Source organism: Nocardioides flavus (ex Wang et al. 2016), from assembly GCF_014653115.1.
GTDB lineage: Bacteria > Actinomycetota > Actinomycetes > Propionibacteriales > Nocardioidaceae > Nocardioides > Nocardioides flavus.
Window position 1 is genome coordinate 579,098 of sequence record NZ_BNAD01000001.1, and the last position, 20,192, is coordinate 599,289.

Below are 20,192 nucleotides of genomic sequence, written 5' to 3' on the forward strand. Positions count from 1 at the left end.
GCATCCCATGCTAGACGCGGGCGGCGCCTGAGAGGATGAGTCGTGCGCCCGATCCGACAGAGCAAGAAGCTGCAAGGTGTCCGCTACGACGTGCGCGGACCGATCCTGGTCGAGGCCCAGCGGCTCGAGGCCGAGGGACACCGCATCCTCAAGCTCAACATCGGCAACACCGCGCCCTTCGGCTTCGAGGCGCCCGAGCAGATCCTCGCCGACATGATCCACCACCTCCCGCAGGCGCAGGGGTACGCCGACAGCCAGGGCATCTGGTCGGCCCGGACGGCGGTGATGCACTACTACCAGTCCCGTGGGTTGCGTGACGTGGGCGTCGAGGACATCTTCATCGGCAACGGCGTCTCCGAGCTGATCTCGATGGTCCTGCAGGCCTTCGTCGACGACGGCAACGAGATCCTGGTGCCGGCGCCGGACTACCCGCTGTGGACCGGTGCGGTGACGCTGGCCGGCGGCATCCCGGTGCACTACCGCTGCGACGAGGCCGACGACTGGAACCCCGACCTGGCCGACATCGAGGCCAAGATCACCGAGAACACGCACGCCATCGTCATCATCAACCCCAACAACCCCACAGGTGCCGTCTACAGCGAGGAGACGGTCAAGGCGCTGGTCGACATCGCACGCCGCCACCAGCTCGTCGTGATGGCCGACGAGATCTACGAGAAGATCCTCTTCGAGGACGCCCAGCACCACCACGCCGCGACGTACGGCGGCAACGACGTGCTGACGCTGACGTTCTCGGGGCTGTCGAAGGCCTACCGGGTGTGCGGCTACCGCGCCGGGTGGGTGATGGTGTCGGGGCCCAAGGAGCTCGCCACGGACTTCCTCGAGGGCCTCACCCTGATCGCCAACATGCGTATGTGCGCCAACGTGCCCGCCCAGCACGCGATCCAGACCGCTCTCGGCGGCTACCAGTCGATCGAGGAGCTGATCGGGCCCGGCGGCCGCTTCTACGAGCAGTCGATGCTCGCGCACCGCCTCCTCAACGAGATCCCGGGCGTCAGCAACGTGAAACCCCGCGGCGCGCTCTACTGCTTCCCGCGCCTCGACCCGGAGATCTACCCCATCGAGGACGACCAGGAGTTCGTCATCGACCTGCTGCGCGCCAAGAAGATCCTCGTCACGCACGGGACGGGCTTCAACTGGCCCGCTCCCGACCACTTCCGGCTGGTCACGCTCCCCGAGGCGGCCGTGCTCGAGGAGGCGATCGGCAGGATCGCCGACTTCCTGGCCACGCGACGCTGATCACGAAGGGTCGCGGTCGCTGCGCGCGGACCCTAGGCTCCTCGCCATGCGCGATGTGACCTACCCCCCGATCGTCGTCACCGCCAAGGCGGCCTTCAAGGCGCTGGGCCAGCGCATCGTCATGACCGGCACCGAGCACGTGCCCCGCGAGGGCGGCGTGCTGCTCGCCTACAACCACATCGGGTACGTCGACTTCGTCTACGGCGGGCTCGCGGCCAACCCGTCGGGCCGGCTCGTCCGGTTCATGGCCAAGCGCGAGCTCTTCGACCACAGGTGGACCGGGCCCCTGATGCGCTCGCTGCACCACATCGAGGTGGACCGTGGCGAGGGCCTCACCAGCTTCCACACGGCCGTCGACTACCTGCGCCGGGGCGAGGCGGTCGGCATCTTCCCCGAGGCGACGATCTCCCGCGCGATGGAGCTCAAGGAGTTCAAGACCGGAGCCGTACGCATCGCCGCCGAGGCCGGGGTCCCGCTCGTGCCGGTGATCATGTGGGGCACGCAGCGGATGATGACCAAGGACCACCCGCGCGACTTCTCCCGCGGGAAGACCATCATGCTCACCGTCGGCGAACCCATGCGCCCCACCGGGGACGACCCGGTGGGCGACACCGCGCGCCTCAAGGCGCAGATGTCGAAGATGCTCGTCGAGACGATCGCCGCCTACCCCGCCGACGAGCAGCCCCCCGGGTCCTGGTGGGTGCCGGCCTCGATGGGCGGTACCGCCCCCACCCTCGAGGAGGCGTCCCGCCTCGATGCGGAGGAGAAGCGGGAGCGGGCGCGCAGGCGGGCTGAGAAGCGCGCCAAGAAGACGAAGCGCTAAATCAACAGGTCGATGTGGCAATACATCGATCTGTCGCTTTGTCGACAAAGCGTTCGCTGACGGAATCCCCGCTCGAGCGGGGATTCTGGCTCTTGGAGGCCGTTGCAACCGCCTCGAGGAGTCAGGATGCCCCTACAGGTACGTCCGCGGGCTCCTAGATCGGGCGGTCGTCCCGGTTGCGCGGGTCCATGATGTCGACGATCCGACGCAGGTCGTCAAGGCTGGCGAACTCGACGGTGATCTTGCCCTTGGCCTTGCCGAGGTCGACCTTGACCCGGGTCTCCAGCCGGTCCGAGAGCCGGTCGGCCAGCTCGGCCAGCCCAGGAGCCACCGGCTTGGCACGCAGCGTTCGGGGAGCGGCGTCCTCTACCCCGACGGAGACGATCTCCTCCAGGCCGCGTACCGAGATTCCCTCGGCCGTGACCCGGGCGGCGAGCCGGTCCTGGAGGCCTTCGTCGTCCACCGAGAGGAGGGCGCGCGCGTGGCCGGCCGACAGGACCCCGGCTGCGACGCGTCGCTGGACCGCCGGGGACAGCTTGAGCAGGCGCAGCGTGTTCGAGATCTGCGGCCGCGAGCGTCCGATGCGCTGGGCCAGCTCGTCGTGGGTGCAACCGAAGTCCTCGAGCAGCTGACCGTAGGCAGCGGCTTCCTCGAGGGGGTTGAGCTGGGAGCGGTGCAGGTTCTCCAGCAGCGCGTCACGCAGCATGTCGTTGTCGTCGGTCTCACGCACGATGGCGGGGATGGTGTCGCGCCCCGCCTCCTGGGAGGCGCGCCAGCGGCGCTCGCCCATGATCAGCTCGTACGCGTCCTCGCCCGTGCGACGTACGACCACCGGCTGCAGCAGCCCGACCTCGCGGATGGAGTGCACCAGCTCGGCGAGCGCCTCCTCCTCGAAGACCTGCCGCGGCTGGCGGGCGTTCGGGCGGACCTGCGAGATCGGGAGCTCGGCGAAGTACGCCCCGGCGACCTGGTCGCCGGTCACCGCTGCCGAGGGTGCCGCCTCGCCCCGGGCCGAGGGGCCGTCCGTCGCCCGCGCCGTGCCGTCGACCCGGTCGGCCTGGATCGAGGAGCCGTTGGTTTGGGGCGCGGTGGACGGCGTCGGCTGGCTGGGAGCGGTGGGAATGAGAGAACCCAGACCGCGTCCGAGGCCACGACGAGGGGGATTCGATGTCATGCGGGTGCTCCCTTGCTGGCGATCTCGCGGGCGGCCTCCAGGTAGGAGAGCGCTCCTGCCGACGCAGGATCGTAGGTCATCACCGTCTGGCCGTAGGACGGCGCCTCGGAGACGCGCACGGACCGGGGGACGGCGGTCTTGAGCACCTGGTCGCCGAAGTGTCCGCGGACCTCCTCCGCCACGCCTGCCGCGAGACGCGTCCGCGCGTCGTACATCGTGAGCAGGATGGTGGAGATGGTGAGACCCGGGTTCAGGTGCTGGCGCACCATCTCGACGGTCTCAAGCAGCATGCCGAGCCCCTCGAGGGCGTAGTACTCCGCCTGGATCGGGATGAACATCTCCCGGCCCGCCACGAGGGCGTTCAGCGTGAGCAGGCCCAGGGACGGCGGGCAGTCGACGAAGACGTAGTCGAACCGCTCGTCTCCGACCTCGTCCTCGGTCCCGACGAGGGGGTGGGCGGCGATGGCCCGGGCGAGCCGTTGCTCGCGCGCCACGACGCTGACGAGCTCGATCTCGGCGCCGGCGAGGTCGATGGTGGCCGGCACGGCCCACAGGCCCGGCAGGTCGGCACATTCGGTCATGACGTCGGCGAGGGGCTGGCCATCGACGAGCATGTCGTACGTGGACGGGGTGCCGCGGTGGTGCTCCACGCCGAGCGCGGTCGAAGCGTTGCCCTGGGGGTCGAGGTCGATCACCAGGACCTTCTGACCGAGCTGGGCGAGGCCAGCGGCGACGTTCACGGTCGACGTGGTCTTGCCGACGCCACCCTTCTGGTTGGCGACGACGAGGACACGGGTCTCGCGCGGCCGGGGGACGCCCTGTCGGCGCAACCCTCCTGATCGTGCCAGCACCGAGTGCTGGGCAGCCCGAGCGAGGGGGGTCCCATGATCGGTGAAGTCGGCCTCGCGTTCGGCAAGGTCGCCGGCGGTACGGACCTGCCACGCCGGTCGCGTTTCACGTGAAACGTCTCCGGTAGTCGTTTCACGTGAAACATCGTCGGTCGCACCAGCCTGTGGATGAACGGGGTCCACCTGTGGATATCCCCGCTCAGAGACGCCATCTGGAGCGGTGGAAAACGGGTACGGCGCATCCGCGCCGGACCGCCAGCCCGTGCCGTCGGTCGTGCCTTCGGTCGTCAACTCAGCTCACCTCTCGCGTGGCTCACGTCGGCCAGGTCGCGGCTTGCGCCGCTTGGGTTCACGGGCAAGGGGCCAACCTATCCGGGCCGGGTCGGCCCACGACACCCGCACTACGGTCATCGGTGGGGTCACCACTCCGACTCCGAGCTCCAGGACCTCTGGGTCCCCGCACCGCCACGCGCTCAGGAAGGCTCGCGCTTCGTCGATCTCGTCCTGGACTGAGCGACCCTTCATTGCGACGAGGGCCCCGTCGGGGGACACCAGCGGCATCGACCAGCCGAGCAGCCGCTCGAGCGGCGCGACCGCCCGCGACGTCACGACGTCGAACGTCGCCGCCCCGTGGAGGTCGTCGGCCCGACCCCTCACCACCGTGACGTGATCCAGTCCGAGCTCGTCCACCACCTCCTCGAGGAAGGTGGTCCTGCGCAGCAGGGGCTCGACCAGGGTCATGCGTACGTCCGGACGCGCGATAGCGACGACGACCCCCGGGAGTCCGGCTCCGGTGCCGATGTCGCACACCGACGCACCGTCCGGGATGGCCTCTGCGAGAACCGCCGAGTTGAGCAGGTGACGCTCCCACAGACGTGGTGCCTCGCGCGGGCCGATCAGTCCGCGTACGACGCCTTCGGTGGCGAGAAGCTCCGCATAGCGCTCAGCGATCGGCAGTCGCTCGGACGCGAACACCCCCTGCGCCTCGGAAGGGGCAGAGGGTGGTCCCGATACAGCCCCGACGGGCCTGCTCGACCCATCGGTTTCACGTGAAACGTGGTCGCTCACGCGGGGAGGATCACCACGTAGCGCTTGGGCTCCGCGCCCTCGGACTCCGACGTCAGACCAGCGGCGGCCACCGCGTCGTGCACGACCTTGCGCTCGAAGGCGCTCATCGGCTCGAGCGACACCGGCTCCCCGGACTCGCGAACAGCTGCGATGGACTTCTCAGCGATCGCGACCAGGCGCGTGCGCTGCTCGGCACGGTGTCCGCTGACATCGAGCATCAGCCGCGACCGCTCGCCGGTCTCGCGGTAGACCGCGAGGCGCGTCAGCTCCTGCAACGCCTCGAGCACCTCGCCGTTGCGACCGACGAGCATGCTCAGGTCGGCACCACCGATCTGGACGCTGGCCCGGTCGCCCTCGACGTCCATGTCGAGGTCCCCGTCCAGGTCAGCGATGTCGAGGAGCTCCTCGAGGTAGTCCGCGGCGATGTCACCCTCGTGCTCGAGGCGCTCGATCTTCGACGGCCGGGCCTTGCCGCTCTCGGTGGACTCGTTCGCGTCGACGTCCTCGCCGTTCGGCTCGACGCTGTCCACGGCGTCAGCGTCCGTCAGCTGCTCACTCACGTGTGTCTCCTGCTTCTCGATCGGGTGCGACGTCGCCGGAGCGAGCGTTCGCGGATGTCTGGGGTCAGCGCTTCTTCTTGTTGCGCTGCGCCTTGGTCTGGCGCTGGGGCTGCTGCCGCGTCTGGGACTTCTCCGCGCGACGTGCCTCGGCTTCGGCCGCGAGGCGCTCCTCCTCGATCTGCGCCGGGGTCTTGAGTCCCTTGCGCGCGGCCTTGGCCCGGTCACGCTCCTCCTTGGCCTCCGCTGCGGGAGTCCCGGGGGCTGGGTTGTTCCGGATCACGTAGAACTGCTGACCCATCGTCCAGAGGTTCGACGTCGTCCAGTAGAAGAGGACACCGACCGGGAACGCGATGCCACCCACGGCGAACACCACCGGGAGGACGTACAGCAGCATCTTCTGCTGCTGGGCGTACGGACCGGAGAGCGCGTCGGCCGGCATGTTCTTGCTCATCAGCTGACGCTGGGTGAGGAACGTGGTCGCCGTCATCGCCAGCACCAGGACCGCGGCCAGCACCCGCACCTCGACACCCTCCGCGTTGAGGAAGGTGTCGGAGATCTTGCCGCCGGCGAAGACGGCCGCGCTGAGCTGCTCGTTGAGCTCCGGGGTCATCAGGCCGCGCTTGTCCTGGGGGTTGCGCGCAGCCTGGTCGAGGATGCGGAAGAGTGCCAGGAAGATCGGCATCTGCAAGAGGATCGGCAGGCACGAGGCGAACGGGTTCGTCCCGGAGTCCTTGTAGAGCTTCATCGTCTCCTGGGCGAGACGCTCACGGTCGTGGCCGTACTTCTTCTGCAGCTCGCGCACCTTGGGCTGGATGAGCTGCATGTTGCGGCTGGACTTGATCTGCTTGACGAACAGCGGGATCAGCGCGGCGCGGACCACGAGCGTGAGCCCGATGATCGACAGAACCCAGGCGAGGCCGGACGTGGGCCCGAACAGGTCGCCGAAGACGTTGTGGAAGCCCACCAGCACGAACGAGATCGCGTAGTAGAGCGGCGTCATGATGGCGCTGCCGATGGACACGAAGAAGTCGATCACTCAAGCTCCCTGACTCGGGGTGGTGGGCCCCACGCTCGTGGCGTGGGAAGGGACGCGGGGTGGAACCGGGTCGTAGCCGCCGTCGGACCACGGGTGGCAACGGACGAGACGACGGGAAGCGAGCCAGGTGCCGCGCAGCGCGCCGTGGACGGTGACCGCCTCCAGCGCATACGCCGAGCAGCTGGGGTGGTAGCGACACACCTGGCCGTAGAGCGGGCTGATGGCGAAGCGCCACGCGCGGATGAAGCCGATGAGGAGGTACTTCATGACGCGCCCACGTGGCCGAGGATACGCGTCAGGTCGGCACCGAGCCCGGCGTACGACGCGTCCGCAGCGGCCGGCAGCGCCCGCACCACCAGTGCAGCACGACCCGGGAGCTCCTCCAGTGCAGGGAGGTGTTCCCGGGTCAGGTGCCGCAGTCGCCTCTTCACGCGGTTGCGCGTGACGGCGTCGCCCACGGACTTGCCGACCGTGAATCCCACCTGTGCCGGACCGGGCGCTGAGGCCTGGTCCACCCACAGGTGGACGACGAGCGTCGAGCACCCGGCACGTCGCCCCTTGCGGACGGTGCGACGGAAGCCGTCACTGTCGGTGAGGCGATGGACAGCGGAGAGCACGGCGGGTGCCGTGAGCCCTGGGCCGTCAGACGGCCAGGCTCTTGCGGCCCTTGCGGCGTCGGCTCGACAGGATCGCGCGACCGGCACGGGTCCGCATGCGCAGGCGGAAGCCGTGCACCTTGTGACGGCGACGGTTGTTCGGCTGGTACGTACGCTTGCTCACGGCTATTTCTCCGAAGGTTTCGAGGGATGTCCACTCCACACGGCGTCGGTGCTGGCCCAACATCAGGTACTTCGGCCGGCACCGCCCACCCACGCGGCCGCCGTGTGGCGGATCGTGGACATGCGGCACCCGTCGACAGGGAGCGACCGGCCAACGGTACGCGGAGGGGAAAGTGAGGGTCAAACCCTCGCGGGCGCACCGACCGCCGGCCTGTGGATGACGTCTTGCTCCGTACGCCGCGCCGTTGTTACGTTCCACCCCTCCGCGGTCGCACCGGACCACGGTCGCTCCAGGGTCCACGGCATGCTGTGATCCGGGTCACAAAGCCTGTGAATAGGGCTCTGACCTGCGGAAACGCTGGAAGGATCGCCGACCGGAGCAGCCCGGAGGTCCCGACCGCCCCGGTCGGGGAGATCAGTGCACAGCTTGTGGACAACTCTGTGGAAGCACAACCGGCCGACGTCGCGCACGACACACCTCGACGCCGCCTGGGAGGTCACGAGACCTCGTGCCCGCCGACGGGCACGGGACGGCACGACGACATGGTGGAAGCGAAGGCGGTCCGGTGGACGACCAGCAGGTAGATCTCGGGACGGCGTGGCAGCAGATCGTCGCCGACCTCCAGCCCAACCAGCGGGCCTGGTTGCGCCCGAGCGTGCCGATGACGCTCCACGAGAACACCGCGATCATCGCGGTGCCCAACGACTTCACCCGCAACCAGCTCGAGGGCCGGCTGCGCAACCACATCGAGGACGCGCTCAGCGAGGGCTTCGGGCGCGAGATCCGGATGCTCGTCACGGTCAACCCCGCGCTGGAGGACGCCGCGCCACCCCCTGTCGACGAGTCGACGGATCGATCTGTCGCCATGTCGACAATTGAGCAGCCCTACGAGTCGGCGGCGCCCGAGCACACCCACTCCCTCGACCCGACGCCGACCACAGGCGAGCGGCGACCGTCCGCGCTGGAGACACGGCTCAACCCCAAGTACACCTTCGAGACCTTCGTCATCGGCTCGTCCAACCGCTTCCCCCATGCTGCGGCCGTGGCCGTGGCCGAGGCGCCCGGCAAGGCGTACAACCCGCTCCTCGTCTACGGCGAGTCCGGTCTCGGCAAGACCCACCTGCTCCACGCGATCGGCCACTACGTGCGCAGCCTCTACAGCAACGCCAAGGTGCGCTACGTCTCCAGCGAGGAGTTCACCAACGAGTTCATCAATGCGATCCGCGACGACCGGCAGGACCGCTTCAAGCGGCGCTACCGCGACGTCGACGTGCTCCTGATCGACGACATCCAGTTCCTCGAGGGCAAGACGCAGACGCAGGAGGAGTTCTTCCACACGTTCAACACCCTCCACAACGCCAACAAGCAGATCGTGCTCACCTCCGACCGCGCACCCAAGCGCCTCGAGGCGCTCGAGGACCGCCTCCGCAACCGGTTCGAGTGGGGCCTGATCACCGACGTCCAGCCCCCCGACCTCGAGACCCGCATCGCGATCCTGCGCAAGAAGGCCGCGATGGACCGCCTGACCGCGCCGCCGGACGTGCTGGAGTTCATCGCCTCCAAGATCCAGACCAACATCCGCGAGCTCGAGGGCGCCTTGATCCGCGTGACGGCCTTCGCGAACCTCAACCGCCAGGAGGTCGACATGACCCTGGCCGAGATCGTCCTCAAGGACCTGATCCCCGAGGGTGGCGAGCCCGAGATCACCCACGCGTTGATCATCGCCCAGACCGCGGCCTACTTCGGTGTCTCCCTCGAGGACCTCACCGGACCCTCCCGCGGACGGCACCTGGTGATGGCGCGCCAGATCGGCATGTACCTCTGCCGCGAGCTGACCTCGATGTCGCTGCCGCAGATCGGACGCGAGTTCGGCGGTCGCGACCACACCACCGTGATGTACGCCGACCGCAAGATCCGCCAGCTCCTCGCCGAGCGACGCGCGGTCTTCAACCAGGTCAGCGAGCTCACCAACCGGGTCAAGATGCAGGCCCGTCAGGCCTGACGACGCCAGGACCCGTACGGCGCCGGTCGCGTGTGGAGAAGTTGTGATTCGGTCGCCCCGTCCGTCCCCAGCCCCTGTGGACACCTCGGGACGAACCACACGCCACCGCGTCGCGTCCACATCGGACACAGGCTCGTCGCGCTGTGTCCACACCCGTCGTCCACAGGGTTTCAGCGCCCTGACCTGCACAGACACTCGTCATCCACAGTTTCCACGGACCCTACGACGACTGTGAACCTCAAGATTGCCCCGATCTCCCACCAACACCTGACCGCGCCCCCTCTGGGGAGAACCCTGCCGGAGCGCCCGCCGCGCGTGGCAGGATGCACTTCCCACGCGCACGTGTGTGGTCCTCATCTGCCTGCCCGTTGCTCGCCCCACCTCTCCTCGAGGAGACCCTTGTGAAGTTCCGCGTCGAACGCGACGTCTTCGCCGACGCCGTTGCCTGGGCTGCCCGCAGCCTTCCCGTCCGCCCCAGCTCCCCGGTCCTGGCCGGTCTGCTGATCGAGGCGAGCGACGCCGGCCTGGTGCTCTCCACCTTCGACTACGAGACCTCCGCGCGCGCCACGCTGTCGGCCGAGGTCAACGACGAGGGCAAGGCACTGGTCAGCGGCCGGCTGCTCGCCGACATCTGCCGCAGCCTGCCGGCCAAGCCCGTCGAGCTGACCCTCGAGGGACCGCGCGTCTCGCTCACGTGTGGCTCGGCCCGCTTCAGCCTGCAGACCATGCCGGTCTCGGACTACCCGACCCTGCCGGAGATGCCGTCGGCCACCGGCACCGTCTCCAGCGCCGACTTCGCCCACGCCGTCGCCCAGGCGGTCACCGCAGCCGGGCGCGACGACATGCTGCCGGTCCTCACCGGCGTACGGATCGAGATCGACGGTTCCACGATGGCGCTGCTCGCCACCGACCGGTTCCGCCTCTCGCACCGCGAGCTGACCTGGAACCCGCAGTCCCCCGACGTGTCGGTGGCCGCCCTGGTCCCGGCCAAGGTGCTGGGCGACACCGCCAAGTCGCTCACCTCCGCGGCCGAGATCACGATCGCGCTGAGCACCAGCGGCACCGGCGAGGGTCTCATCGGCTTCGAGGGCACCGGCCTGGGGGGCGTACGACGCACCACCACCCGCCTCCTCGACGGCGAGTTCCCCAAGGTCCGCTCGCTCTTCCCCGCCGAGCACCTCACGGTCGCCAAGGTCAACAAGGCCGAGCTCATCGAGACCGTCAAGCGCGTCGCGCTCGTGGCCGAGCGCAACACCGCGGTCCAGATGAAGTTCGGCGACAACCAGATCGTCCTGGACGCCGGGTCAGGCGACGAGGCGATGGCGACCGAGGCCGTCGACGCCGAGATCAGCGGCGACGAGCTCACGACCGGCTTCAACCCGCAGTTCCTCCTCGACGGCCTCACCGCCATCGACGGGGAGTTCGTCGACCTCGCCTTCACCCAGGCGACCAAGCCGGTCGTCATCTCCGGGACCGACGCCGCGGACGACGACAGCAGCTCCTTCCGCTACCTGCTGATGCCGCGGCGCCTGTTGAGCTGACCGTGCGATCGCACGTCGATGGGTTTCGACGCGCGGTTCCGACCTCGTGCCTCGGTCGGACGCTTGCTCAACCTCCCGAGCCACGCCGCGTGCTCCTCCGTCGCACCCGGCTAGGCTCGTGACATGGACATCGGACTCATCGGGCTCGGCAAGATGGGCGGCAACATGCGCGAGCGCATGCGCCGCGCGGGACTCACGGTCGTGGGCTACGACCGCAACCCCGACGTGAGCGACGTCGACTCGCTCGAGGCGCTGGTCGAGGCGCTGCCCAGCCCCAAGGTCGTGTGGGTGATGGTCCCGGCCGGCGAGCCGACGCGGGCCACCGTCCAGGAGCTCGCCGGGCTGCTCGGCGAGGGTGACGTGGTCGTCGACGGCGGCAACTCCCGCTGGACCGACGACCTCGCCAACGCCGAGCTCCTCGCACCGAAGGGCATCGGCTACGTCGACTGCGGCGTGTCCGGGGGCGTGTGGGGCCTCGAGAACGGCTACGCCCTGATGTACGGCGGCGACGCCGACGACATCGCCAAGGTGCAGCCGGCCTTCGACGCCCTCAAGCCCGAGGGCGAGTTCGGCTCGGTGCACGCCGGCAAGGTCGGCGCCGGGCACTTCTCCAAGATGGTCCACAACGGCATCGAGTACGCGATCATGCAGGCGTACGCCGAGGGCTGGGAGCTGCTGGAGAAGGCCGAGCTCACCGAGAACGTCACCGAGGTCTTCCGCTCGTGGCGCGAGGGCACGGTGATCCGCTCGTGGCTGCTGGACCTGATGGTCAACGCCCTCGACGCGGACCCGGGCCTGAGCCAGGTCGCCGGCTATGCCGAGGACTCCGGCGAGGGACGCTGGACCGTCGAGGCCGGCATCGAGAACGCCGTCGCGACGCCCGCCATCACCGCCGCCCTCTATGCACGCTTCGTGTCCCGCCAGGACGACGCGCCGACGATGAAGGCGATCGCCGCGATGCGCAACCAGTTCGGCGGCCACGCGGTCCGCTCGTCCGCACCCAAGGGCGGCGACGCCGAGGGCACCAGCGGCGCCGAGCAGTCCGAGACGGCGAAGAAGGCCGGCGCCGGCAGCGCCGAGGAGCCGGCCGAGAGCTGATGCAGCAGTGCACGTCGCCCACCTGACCCTCCACGACTTCCGCTCCTACGGCGACATCGACGTCGCCCTCGAGCCGGGTGCGACGGCGTTCATCGGCCGCAACGGGCAGGGCAAGACGAACCTCGTCGAGGCCATCGACTACCTCTCGCGGCTGTCCTCGCACCGCGTCGCCACCGACGCGCCACTGGTGCGCGCCGGTGCCGACCAGGCGATCGTGCGCGCCTCGGTGGTCAAGGAGGGGCGTACGGCGCTGCTCGAGGTCGAGCTGAACCCCGGCCGGGCCAACCGGGCGCGGATCAACCGCTCCCCCCTCCCCCGACCCCGGGAGATCATCGGCCTGGTGCGCACGGTGGTCTTCGCCCCCGACGACCTGACGCTGGTCAAGGGCGACCCGTCGGACCGGAGGAAGTTCCTCGACGACCTGCTGGTCCTGCGCACCCCGCGCCTGGCGGGCGTGCGCTCCGACTACGACCGGATCCTCCGCCAGCGCAACAGCCTGCTCAAGACCGCCGGCCTGGCGCGCGGCTCCTCGCGTGACGCGGCCATGTCGACGCTGGAGATCTGGGACGACAACCTCGCCCGGGTCGGCGCGGAGATCCTGGGCGCGCGCCTGCAGCTCGTGGCGGACCTGCGGCCGTACGTCGGCAAGGCCTACGAGGCGGTGGCCCGCGGGGCGAGCCGTGACGACGCCGACCTGGACTACAGGGCCAGCATCGACCAGGGTCTCGTGACAGGACTCCGTCCGTCCTCCACCAGCGAGTCCTCGCTCGAGCCGGGCGCCGACCTGCAGCAGGCGCTGCTCGACGCGATCGTGGCCCGCCGCAAGGAGGAGCTCGACCGCGGTGTGTCCCTCGTCGGCCCGCACCGCGACGAGCTGGTGCTGACCCTCGGCGACCCCGAGCTCCGCCTGCCTGTCAAGGGCTACGCCTCCCACGGGGAGTCCTGGTCCTACGCGCTGGCACTGCGCCTGGCGTCGTACGACCTGCTGCGCGCCGACGGCGACGACCCGATCCTCGTGCTCGACGACGTGTTCGCCGAGCTCGACGCCGAGCGTCGCAGCCAGCTCGCCGAGCTCGTCGCGGGAGCCGAGCAGGTGCTCGTCACCGCCGCCGTCGCTGCGGACGTGCCGGCCTCGTTGCAGGGCGTGCGGTTCCTCGTCGCCGACGGGACGGTGACCCGTGACGGATGAGCAGCAGCCGGCCGGGGGCACGGCCGACGAGGACGGCGCGCCCGAGGGGGCTCCCCTGCCGGAGCACCGCGCCGACGGCCTCGACCTGGCCCGCGCGGCCGCCCGTGCCGCGGCCGCCAGCCCCGGCGCCGCACCCGCCAAGCGACGTACGACCCCCCGGCGCCGCACGGTGCCGCGCTCCTCCGGCTCGCGGCCCGACGACCGCGACCCCCAGCTGCTCGAGCAGGCGATGGGCCGGCTCATCGCCAACCACGGGTGGGAGGTCGACCTCCGCGTGCAGGGCGTCTTCGGCCGGTGGGCCGAGCTCGTCGGGTCCGAGGTCGCCGACCACTGCACGCCCGAGTCCTTCGACGACGGCCGGCTCGTCGTGCGCACCGACTCGACCGCCTGGGCCACGCAGCTCAAGCTGCTGGCGCCGAGCATCGTGAGACGGCTCAACGAGGACCTCGGCCATGGGACCGTCACCGTCATCGAGGTGCTCGGCCCGCACCTGCCGACCTGGACCAAGGGCCGGCTCGCCAGCCGCGACGGCCGCGGTCCGCGCGACACCTACGGGTGAGTGCGCGAGAGCCCCGTTCTGCCGATCTGGGAGGCGTACGACCACATGGGGGCCCACCGGCCCCCCTGTTCGAGCGGCTGAACGGCCCGCACAGGGCCGCTGCGGGCATCTTTTCGCACGGATCCATCCCCAACCCGGGCTGGTCGCTTCGTTTCAGGCCTGCTGACAGGTAATATGAGCGTACGAGTCGCACGTCGTGTTGCTGGCGCAACCGCAGCGACTCGACTCATGTCGAACGCCCTCGGACGAGATCCCGGGGCGACGAGCAGAAGGCTGTGCCTTGAGCGAACAGAATCACGAGTCCACCCCGGCCACCACCCACGATTCTGACCCCACTCCACAGTCCGGACCCTCTCCCGCGGACGCCCCGACGGAGAGCGAGCGCGCCGAGGCGCTCGCTGCCGCCGTCGAGGAGGCGGCCGAGGCGGTCGAGAAGCGCTCCACCACCGCCGTCGACGGCAGCGTCGAGTACGACGCCTCCGCGATCCAGGTCCTCGAGGGCCTCGAGGCCGTGCGCAAGCGCCCCGGCATGTACATCGGCTCCACCGGGGAGCGCGGCCTGCACCACCTGATCTGGGAGATCGTGGACAACGGCGTCGACGAGGCCCTCGCCGGCTACGCGACCCGCATCGTGCTCACCCTGCAGGCCGACGGTGGCGTGCGGGTCGAGGACAACGGCCGTGGCATCCCCACCGACACGGCCCCCGGCCAAGAGATGCCGGCGCTGACGATGGCGCTGACGATGCTCCACGCGGGCGGCAAGTTCGGCGGCGGCGGCTACAAGGTCTCCGGCGGTCTCCACGGCGTCGGCGTGTCCGTCGTCAACGCGCTGTCCACCCGGCTCGTCGCCGAGGTCAAGAACCGCGGCCACCTGTGGCGGCAGAGCTTCCAGCTCGGCGTGCCCGACGCCGACCTCGAGCAGGTGCGTCCGATGGAGGACGGCGAGCAGACCGGCACGACCGTCACCTGGTACGCCTCGGAGGACATCTTCGAGCACACCACCTACAACCTGGAGACCATCACGTCGCGGCTGCGGGAGATGGCCTTCCTCAACAAGGGCGTCGAGTTCGTCGTGCGCGACGAGCGCCCCGAGGCGGAGTCGCGCGTCGACGCCGTCCAGGACGACACCATCGACAACGAGGTCGACAACGCCGGCCACGACGCCATCAAGCGCGCCGAGACCGGCGGCCTCGAGCAGGTCTTCAAGTACGACCGCGGCCTCGTCGACTACGTCGAGCACCTCAACCGCCGCAAGACCGTGGCCAACCCGAGCGTGATCTCCTTCGAGGCCGAGACCGCCGAGGGCGCGGTCGGGCAGCACATGAGCCTCGAGGTCGCGATGCAGTGGAACACCTCCTACACCGAGTCGGTCCACACCTTCGCCAACAACATCAACACCCACGAGGGCGGCACCCACGAGGAGGGCTTCCGTGCCTCGCTCACCTCCCTGGTCAACAGCTGGGGCGAGGAGTGGGGCCTGATCAAGAAGAAGGAGGACCGGGTCTCGGGCGACGACATCCGCGAGGGCCTGACCGCCATCATCTCGATCAAGCTCGGCGAGCCCCAGTTCGAGGGCCAGACCAAGACCAAGCTCGGCAACACCGAGGCCAAGGGCTTCACCCAGCGGATCATGAACGACCAGCTCGGTGCCTGGCTCGAGCAGAACCCCTCCGAGGGCAAGGAGATCGTCCGCAAGTCGCAGGCCGCGGCCAACGCGCGCATCGCTGCCCGCAAGGCACGCGAGCTGGCCCGCAACCGCAAGGGACTCCTCGGCGGCGGCGGCCTGCCCGGCAAGCTCAGCGACTGCCAGTCGACCAACCCCGCCGAGTGCGAGGTCTTCATCGTCGAGGGCGACTCCGCCGGCGGGTCGGCGCGCCAGGGCCGTGACCCGCGCATCCAGGCGATCCTCCCGATCCGCGGCAAGATCCTCAACGTCGAGAAGGCCCGCATCGACAAGGTGCTGGCCAACTCCGAGGTCCAGGCGATCATCTCCGCGCTCGGCACCGGCATCCACGAGGAGTTCAACCTCGAGAAGCTGCGCTACCACAAGGTCGTGATGATGGCCGACGCCGACGTCGACGGCCACCACATCAACACCCTGCTCCTCACGCTGCTGTTCCGCTTCATGAAGCCGCTGATCGAGCACGGCTACGTCTACATGGCCCAGCCCCCGCTCTACCGCCTGCGGTGGAACAAGCCCGCCGAGCACGAGTTCGTCTACTCCGACGCCGAGCGCGACGCGCTGCTCGCCGACGGCCAGGCCCAGGGCAAGAAGCTGCCCAAGGAGAACCCGGTCCAGCGCTACAAGGGTCTCGGCGAGATGAACGCCGACGAGCTGTGGGAGACCACGATGGACCCCGACGCCCGCCTGATGAAGCAGGTCACCCTCGAGGACGCCGCACAGGCCGACGAGATCTTCTCGATCCTCATGGGCGAGGACGTCGAGCAGCGCCGCTCGTTCATCCAGCGCAACGCCAAGGACGTCCGCTTCCTCGATATCTAGGTCGCTAGCCCCATCTACGAGCAGCCCTAGACATCGATAGAACGCAGGAGAGAAGACAGACATGACTGAGACCCCCACGGGCACCGGAGCAGGCGGCTTCGGCTTCGGCGACGACCGCATCCAGCCGATCGAGCTGCAGACGCTGATGCAGCAGTCCTACATCGACTACGCGATGACCGTCATCGTCGGCCGCGCGCTGCCCGACGTGCGCGACGGCCTCAAGCCGGTGCACCGCCGCATCCTCTACGCGATGTACGACGGCGGCTACCGCCCCGACCGTGGCTTCTCGAAGTGCTCGCGCGTCGTCGGCGACGTGATGGGTCAGTACCACCCCCACGGCGACACCGCGATCTACGACACGATGGTCCGCCTCGCGCAGCCGTGGGTGCTGCGCGCACCGCTGATCAACGGCCAGGGCAACTTCGGCTCGCCGGGCAACGACTCCGCCGCCGCCATGCGGTACACCGAGTGCCGCATGGCGCCGCTGGCGATGGAGATGGTGCGCGACATCGACGAGGACACCGTCGACTTCCGGCCCAACTACGACGGTCGCTCGCAGGAGCCGACCATCCTGCCCTCCCGCTTCCCCAACCTGCTGGTCAACGGCTCGGCCGGCATCGCGGTCGGCATGGCGACCAGCATCCCCCCGCACAACCTGCGCGAGGTCGCCGAGGGTGCCGTGTGGGCGCTCGAGCACCCCGACGCCACGAAGGAAGAGCTCCAGGACGCGCTCGTCGAGCGGATCAAGGGCCCCGACTTCCCCAACGGCGCGCTGATCGTGGGCCGCCAGGGCATCGAGCAGGCCTACCGCACCGGGCGCGGCTCCATCACCCAGCGTGCCGTGGTCGAGATCGACGAGGACGCCAAGGGCCGCGTCATGCTCGTGATCAGCGAGCTCCCCTACATGGTCAACCCGGACAACCTCGCGCTCAAGATCGCCGAGCTCGCCGACTCCGGCAAAATCCAGGGCATCTCCGACGTCCGCGACGACACCAGCTCGCGTACGGGCCAGCGCCTGGTCATCATCCTCAAGCGCGACGCCGTCGCCCGCGTCGTGCTCAACAACCTGTTCAAGCACACCGAGCTCCAGACCAACTTCTCGGCCAACATGCTGGCCCTGGTCGACGGCGTGCCGCGCACGCTCCCGATCGACCAGTTCATCTCGCACTGGGTGACCCACCAGATCGAGGTCATCCAGCGGCGTACGCGCTTCCGCCTCGCCGAGGCCGAGCGCCAGGCCCACATCTACCGCGGTCTCGCGAAGGCGCTCGACGCGCTCGACGAGGTCATCGCGCTCATCCGGCGCAGCCCCGACGTCGAGGAGGCCCGCAGCGGCCTGATGTCGCTGCTGGAGATCGACGAGATCCAGGCCAACGCGATCCTCGAGATGCAGCTGCGGCGCCTCGCCGCCCTCGAGCGCCAGAAGATCATGGACCGCCTCGCCGAGCTCGAGCGCGTGATCGCCGACCTCGAGGACATCCTCGCCAACGAGGCCCGCCAGCGTCAGATCGTCGCCGACGAGCTCACCGAGATCGTCGACAAGTACGGCAACGACCGCCGCTCGCAGATCATCGCGGCCGACGGCGACCTGTCGATGGAGGACCTCATCCCCGACGAGGACCTCGTCGTCTCGATCACCCGTGGCGGGTACGCCAAGCGCACCCGCGCCGATCAGTACCGCCTGCAGAAGCGCGGCGGCAAGGGCGTACGGGGTGCCACGCTGCGTGGCGACGACGTGGTCCAGCACTTCATCGCGACCACCAACCACCACTGGTTGCTGTTCTTCACCACGGCCGGTCGCGTCTACCGCACCAAGGCCTACAACCTGCCGGAGGCGGCACGCGACGCCAAGGGCGGGCACGTCGCCGGCCTGCTGAGCTTCCAGCCCGACGAGGACATCGCCCAGGTGCTGGCGATCCGCGACTACGACCAGGCCCCCTACCTGGTGCTCGCCACCCGAAACGGGCTGGTCAAGAAGACCAAGCTGGGCGACTACAACAGCCCCCGCCAGGCCGGCGTCATCGCGATCAACTTCCGCGAGGAGGACGACGAGCTGATCGGCGCCGAGCTGGTCAACGGCGACGACGACATCCTGCTCGTCTCCCGCAAGGGCCAGGCGATCCGGTTCCAGGCCAGCGACGACCAGCTGCGCCCGATGGGACGCGCGACCGGCGGCGTGCGCGGCATGAAGTTCAAGCACGACGACGACTCCGTGCTCTCCCTCTCGGTGATCCGCGCGGCACAGGTCGCGGCCGAGGAGGCGGCGGAGGCGCGCCTGGTCGAGGACGGCGAGGCGCCGGCCGACATCGAACCCGGTGACCTGCCCGACGTGAAGGAGCAGTACGTCTTCACGATCACCGACGGCGGCTACGCCAAGCGCACGCGCATCACCGACTACCGCATCACCAACCGCGGCGGCGTCGGCATCCGCGCGGTGCGGCTCACCAACGAGGACCGCGGCGGCCTGGTCGGCGCGTTCATCGTGGAGGAGGGCGACGAGGTCCTGTCGATCACCAGCGGCGGCCAGGTGGTGCGCAGCCCCATCGACGCCAACTTCCGCGCGACCGGTCGCGACAGCCAGGGCGTGAAGTTCGTGACGCCCAAGAAGGGCGACACCGTCGCCGTCGTGGCCCGGTCGGTGGAGGCGCCCGAGGAGGACGAGGAATCGCCCGCTGCGGCCGACGGTGCAACAATCGACGGTCAGGACGCCCCTGCCGACACCACCGAGGAGTGAGTGATCCATGTCGGAACGCACCGCGACTCCCCGCCGTACGTCCGGGGACGCGCCCGCCAAGCGGTCCCTGACCGACCGGCTCCAGGACACCTTCTCCAGCGCCGCCGAGGAGCACCGGGCCAACGCCGGGCTCCGTGAGGCCAGGGGCAGCCGCGCCCGCCGTACGCCCGGGCGCCAGCCGCGCCGGGCCAGGCTGCGGTTGACCCGGATCGACCCGTGGTCGGTGATGAAGACGTCGTTCCTGCTCTCCGTGGCCTTCGGCGTCGTCACGTTCGTCGCGATCTTCATGGTCTGGTCGGTGCTCGGCGCGGCCGGCGTGTGGGACTCCATCAACTCAGCCGTGGCCAGCATCGTCGAGGGCGACAGCGGCAACTCCACCTTCGACGTCACCGACTACGTCGGGATGTCGCGGGTCCTGGGCTTCACGCTCCTGGTCTCGGTCCTCGACGTCGTCCTGATCACCGCGATCGCCACGCTGACGGCCTTCCTCTACAACCTCGCCGCCGCCCTGCTCGGTGGCATCGAGGTCACCCTGGCCGAGGACGAGAAGTGAGCCCGGCCTGAACGACGCCGGGCCGATTGGCATGGCCTGACCGCGGTCAGGTAACCTTCGGCGTCGCCGCTTGCGGCGCGAGCGGGCCTATAGCTCAGACGGTTAGAGCGCTTCCCTGATAAGGAAGAGGTCACAGGTTCAAGTCCTGTTAGGCCCACTCCAGTTCCTCCGACTTCGTGCCAGCCACCGAGGAGAGTCCATGAAGAAGCTCCTGCTCCTCGTCCTCGCCGCCGCCGGTGCGGTCGTCGCGAAGAAGAAGCTGGACGAGGGCAAGAACGAGCAGGCCCTCTGGGCCGAGGCCACCGACACCGTCGAGAAGGCCTGACGCTCACCCGCTCGGGGCCTTGGCGCAATTGGTAGCGCACCTGCTTTGCAAGCAGGGGGTTAGGGGTTCGAGTCCCCTAGGCTCCACTAGAGAAGCCGCAGGTCAGGTGCGGGTTCTTCCATCTTTGCATCGTTCTGCGACT

At 69.3% G+C, this 20,192-nt stretch carries 19 protein-coding genes and 2 tRNA genes; 13 read left to right on the forward strand and 8 right to left on the reverse strand.

The window, feature by feature from the left end; all coding sequences use genetic code 11:
• Window positions 1-42: 42 nt before the first annotated feature.
• The gene (locus tag IE200_RS02830) at window positions 43-1,257 is read left to right on the forward strand and encodes a pyridoxal phosphate-dependent aminotransferase (protein WP_191277817.1); all 1,215 of its coding nucleotides are present in this window, start codon (window positions 43-45) and stop codon (window positions 1,255-1,257) included.
• 46 nt (window positions 1,258-1,303) lie between these two features.
• Window positions 1,304-2,080 (forward strand): lysophospholipid acyltransferase family protein, encoded by a 777-nt coding sequence (locus tag IE200_RS02835; RefSeq protein ID WP_191277818.1) that lies wholly within the window; start codon window positions 1,304-1,306, stop codon window positions 2,078-2,080.
• Window positions 2,081-2,234: 154 nt separating this feature from the next.
• Here IE200_RS02835 and IE200_RS02840 read toward each other — a convergent pair whose 3' ends face one another.
• From IE200_RS02840 to rpmH, 8 genes are all read right to left on the reverse strand, one after another.
• Entirely contained in the window at window positions 2,235-3,254 is a 1,020-nt protein-coding gene (locus IE200_RS02840; protein ID WP_191277819.1) for a ParB/RepB/Spo0J family partition protein, read from the reverse strand.
• The gene (locus IE200_RS02845; RefSeq protein WP_229856020.1) at window positions 3,251-4,084 is read right to left on the reverse strand and encodes a ParA family protein; all 834 of its coding nucleotides are present in this window, start codon (window positions 4,082-4,084) and stop codon (window positions 3,251-3,253) included. Before IE200_RS02845 ends, IE200_RS02840 begins: the two co-directional genes overlap by 4 nt.
• Before the next feature lie 315 nt (window positions 4,085-4,399).
• The gene (gene rsmG / locus IE200_RS02850; RefSeq protein WP_191277821.1) at window positions 4,400-5,077 is read right to left on the reverse strand and encodes a 16S rRNA (guanine(527)-N(7))-methyltransferase RsmG; all 678 of its coding nucleotides are present in this window, start codon (window positions 5,075-5,077) and stop codon (window positions 4,400-4,402) included.
• 89 nt (window positions 5,078-5,166) lie between these two features.
• Window positions 5,167-5,730, reverse strand: coding sequence for a Jag family protein (locus tag IE200_RS02855; RefSeq protein ID WP_191277822.1), 564 nt, complete (start codon window positions 5,728-5,730; stop codon window positions 5,167-5,169).
• A gap of 64 nt (window positions 5,731-5,794) precedes the next feature.
• Window positions 5,795-6,730, reverse strand: a complete 936-nt coding sequence (yidC, locus tag IE200_RS02860) for a membrane protein insertase YidC (RefSeq protein ID WP_229856083.1) — start codon at window positions 6,728-6,730, stop codon at window positions 5,795-5,797.
• 36 nt (window positions 6,731-6,766) lie between these two features.
• On the reverse strand, window positions 6,767-7,033 hold the full coding sequence (gene yidD, locus IE200_RS02865) for a membrane protein insertion efficiency factor YidD (RefSeq protein ID WP_191277824.1): 267 nt from the start codon (window positions 7,031-7,033) through the stop codon (window positions 6,767-6,769).
• Window positions 7,030-7,383, reverse strand: coding sequence for a ribonuclease P protein component (gene rnpA / locus IE200_RS02870; protein WP_191277825.1), 354 nt, complete (start codon window positions 7,381-7,383; stop codon window positions 7,030-7,032). The genes yidD and rnpA overlap by 4 nt, the downstream gene beginning before the upstream one ends.
• Window positions 7,384-7,408: 25 nt before the next feature.
• Window positions 7,409-7,546, reverse strand: coding sequence for a 50S ribosomal protein L34 (gene rpmH, locus IE200_RS02875; protein ID WP_011758123.1), 138 nt, complete (start codon window positions 7,544-7,546; stop codon window positions 7,409-7,411).
• Window positions 7,547-8,054: 508 nt separating this feature from the next.
• Here rpmH and dnaA point away from each other — a divergent pair.
• The 11 genes from dnaA to IE200_RS02925 all read left to right on the forward strand — a co-directional run bounded on the left by dnaA (window position 8,055) and on the right by IE200_RS02925 (window position 20,136).
• Window positions 8,055-9,548 carry a chromosomal replication initiator protein DnaA gene (gene dnaA / locus IE200_RS02880; RefSeq protein ID WP_407940949.1) on the forward strand — a complete coding sequence of 498 codons (1,494 nt, stop codon included), beginning with the start codon at window positions 8,055-8,057 and terminating at the stop codon, window positions 9,546-9,548.
• A gap of 401 nt (window positions 9,549-9,949) precedes the next feature.
• Window positions 9,950-11,089, forward strand: a complete 1,140-nt coding sequence (dnaN, locus tag IE200_RS02885; protein ID WP_191277827.1) for a DNA polymerase III subunit beta — start codon at window positions 9,950-9,952, stop codon at window positions 11,087-11,089.
• A gap of 123 nt (window positions 11,090-11,212) precedes the next feature.
• Window positions 11,213-12,187, forward strand: a complete 975-nt coding sequence (gene gnd / locus IE200_RS02890) for a phosphogluconate dehydrogenase (NAD(+)-dependent, decarboxylating) (protein WP_191277828.1) — start codon at window positions 11,213-11,215, stop codon at window positions 12,185-12,187.
• 7 nt (window positions 12,188-12,194) lie between these two features.
• Window positions 12,195-13,376: a DNA replication/repair protein RecF gene (gene recF, locus IE200_RS02895; RefSeq protein ID WP_191277829.1), complete on the forward strand. Its 1,182-nt coding sequence runs from the start codon at window positions 12,195-12,197 to the stop codon at window positions 13,374-13,376.
• Window positions 13,366-13,935 carry a DUF721 domain-containing protein gene (locus IE200_RS02900; protein WP_191277830.1) on the forward strand — a complete coding sequence of 190 codons (570 nt, stop codon included), beginning with the start codon at window positions 13,366-13,368 and terminating at the stop codon, window positions 13,933-13,935. Before recF ends, IE200_RS02900 begins: the two co-directional genes overlap by 11 nt.
• 280 nt (window positions 13,936-14,215) lie before the next feature.
• Window positions 14,216-16,438, forward strand: a complete 2,223-nt coding sequence (gene gyrB, locus IE200_RS02905; protein WP_191277831.1) for a DNA topoisomerase (ATP-hydrolyzing) subunit B — start codon at window positions 14,216-14,218, stop codon at window positions 16,436-16,438.
• Between the two features lie 61 nt (window positions 16,439-16,499).
• Window positions 16,500-19,172: a DNA gyrase subunit A gene (gene gyrA / locus IE200_RS02910; RefSeq protein ID WP_191277832.1), complete on the forward strand. Its 2,673-nt coding sequence runs from the start codon at window positions 16,500-16,502 to the stop codon at window positions 19,170-19,172.
• Window positions 19,173-19,179: 7 nt separating this feature from the next.
• Window positions 19,180-19,725 carry a DUF3566 domain-containing protein gene (locus IE200_RS02915; RefSeq protein WP_191277833.1) on the forward strand — a complete coding sequence of 182 codons (546 nt, stop codon included), beginning with the start codon at window positions 19,180-19,182 and terminating at the stop codon, window positions 19,723-19,725.
• 83 nt (window positions 19,726-19,808) lie between these two features.
• A tRNA-Ile gene (locus tag IE200_RS02920) sits at window positions 19,809-19,882 on the forward strand.
• 42 nt (window positions 19,883-19,924) lie between these two features.
• Window positions 19,925-20,050: a DLW-39 family protein gene (locus tag IE200_RS20550; RefSeq protein ID WP_229856022.1), complete on the forward strand. Its 126-nt coding sequence runs from the start codon at window positions 19,925-19,927 to the stop codon at window positions 20,048-20,050.
• 13 nt (window positions 20,051-20,063) lie between these two features.
• Window positions 20,064-20,136, forward strand: a tRNA-Ala gene (locus IE200_RS02925).
• The last annotated feature ends 56 nt before the right edge of the window (window positions 20,137-20,192 follow it).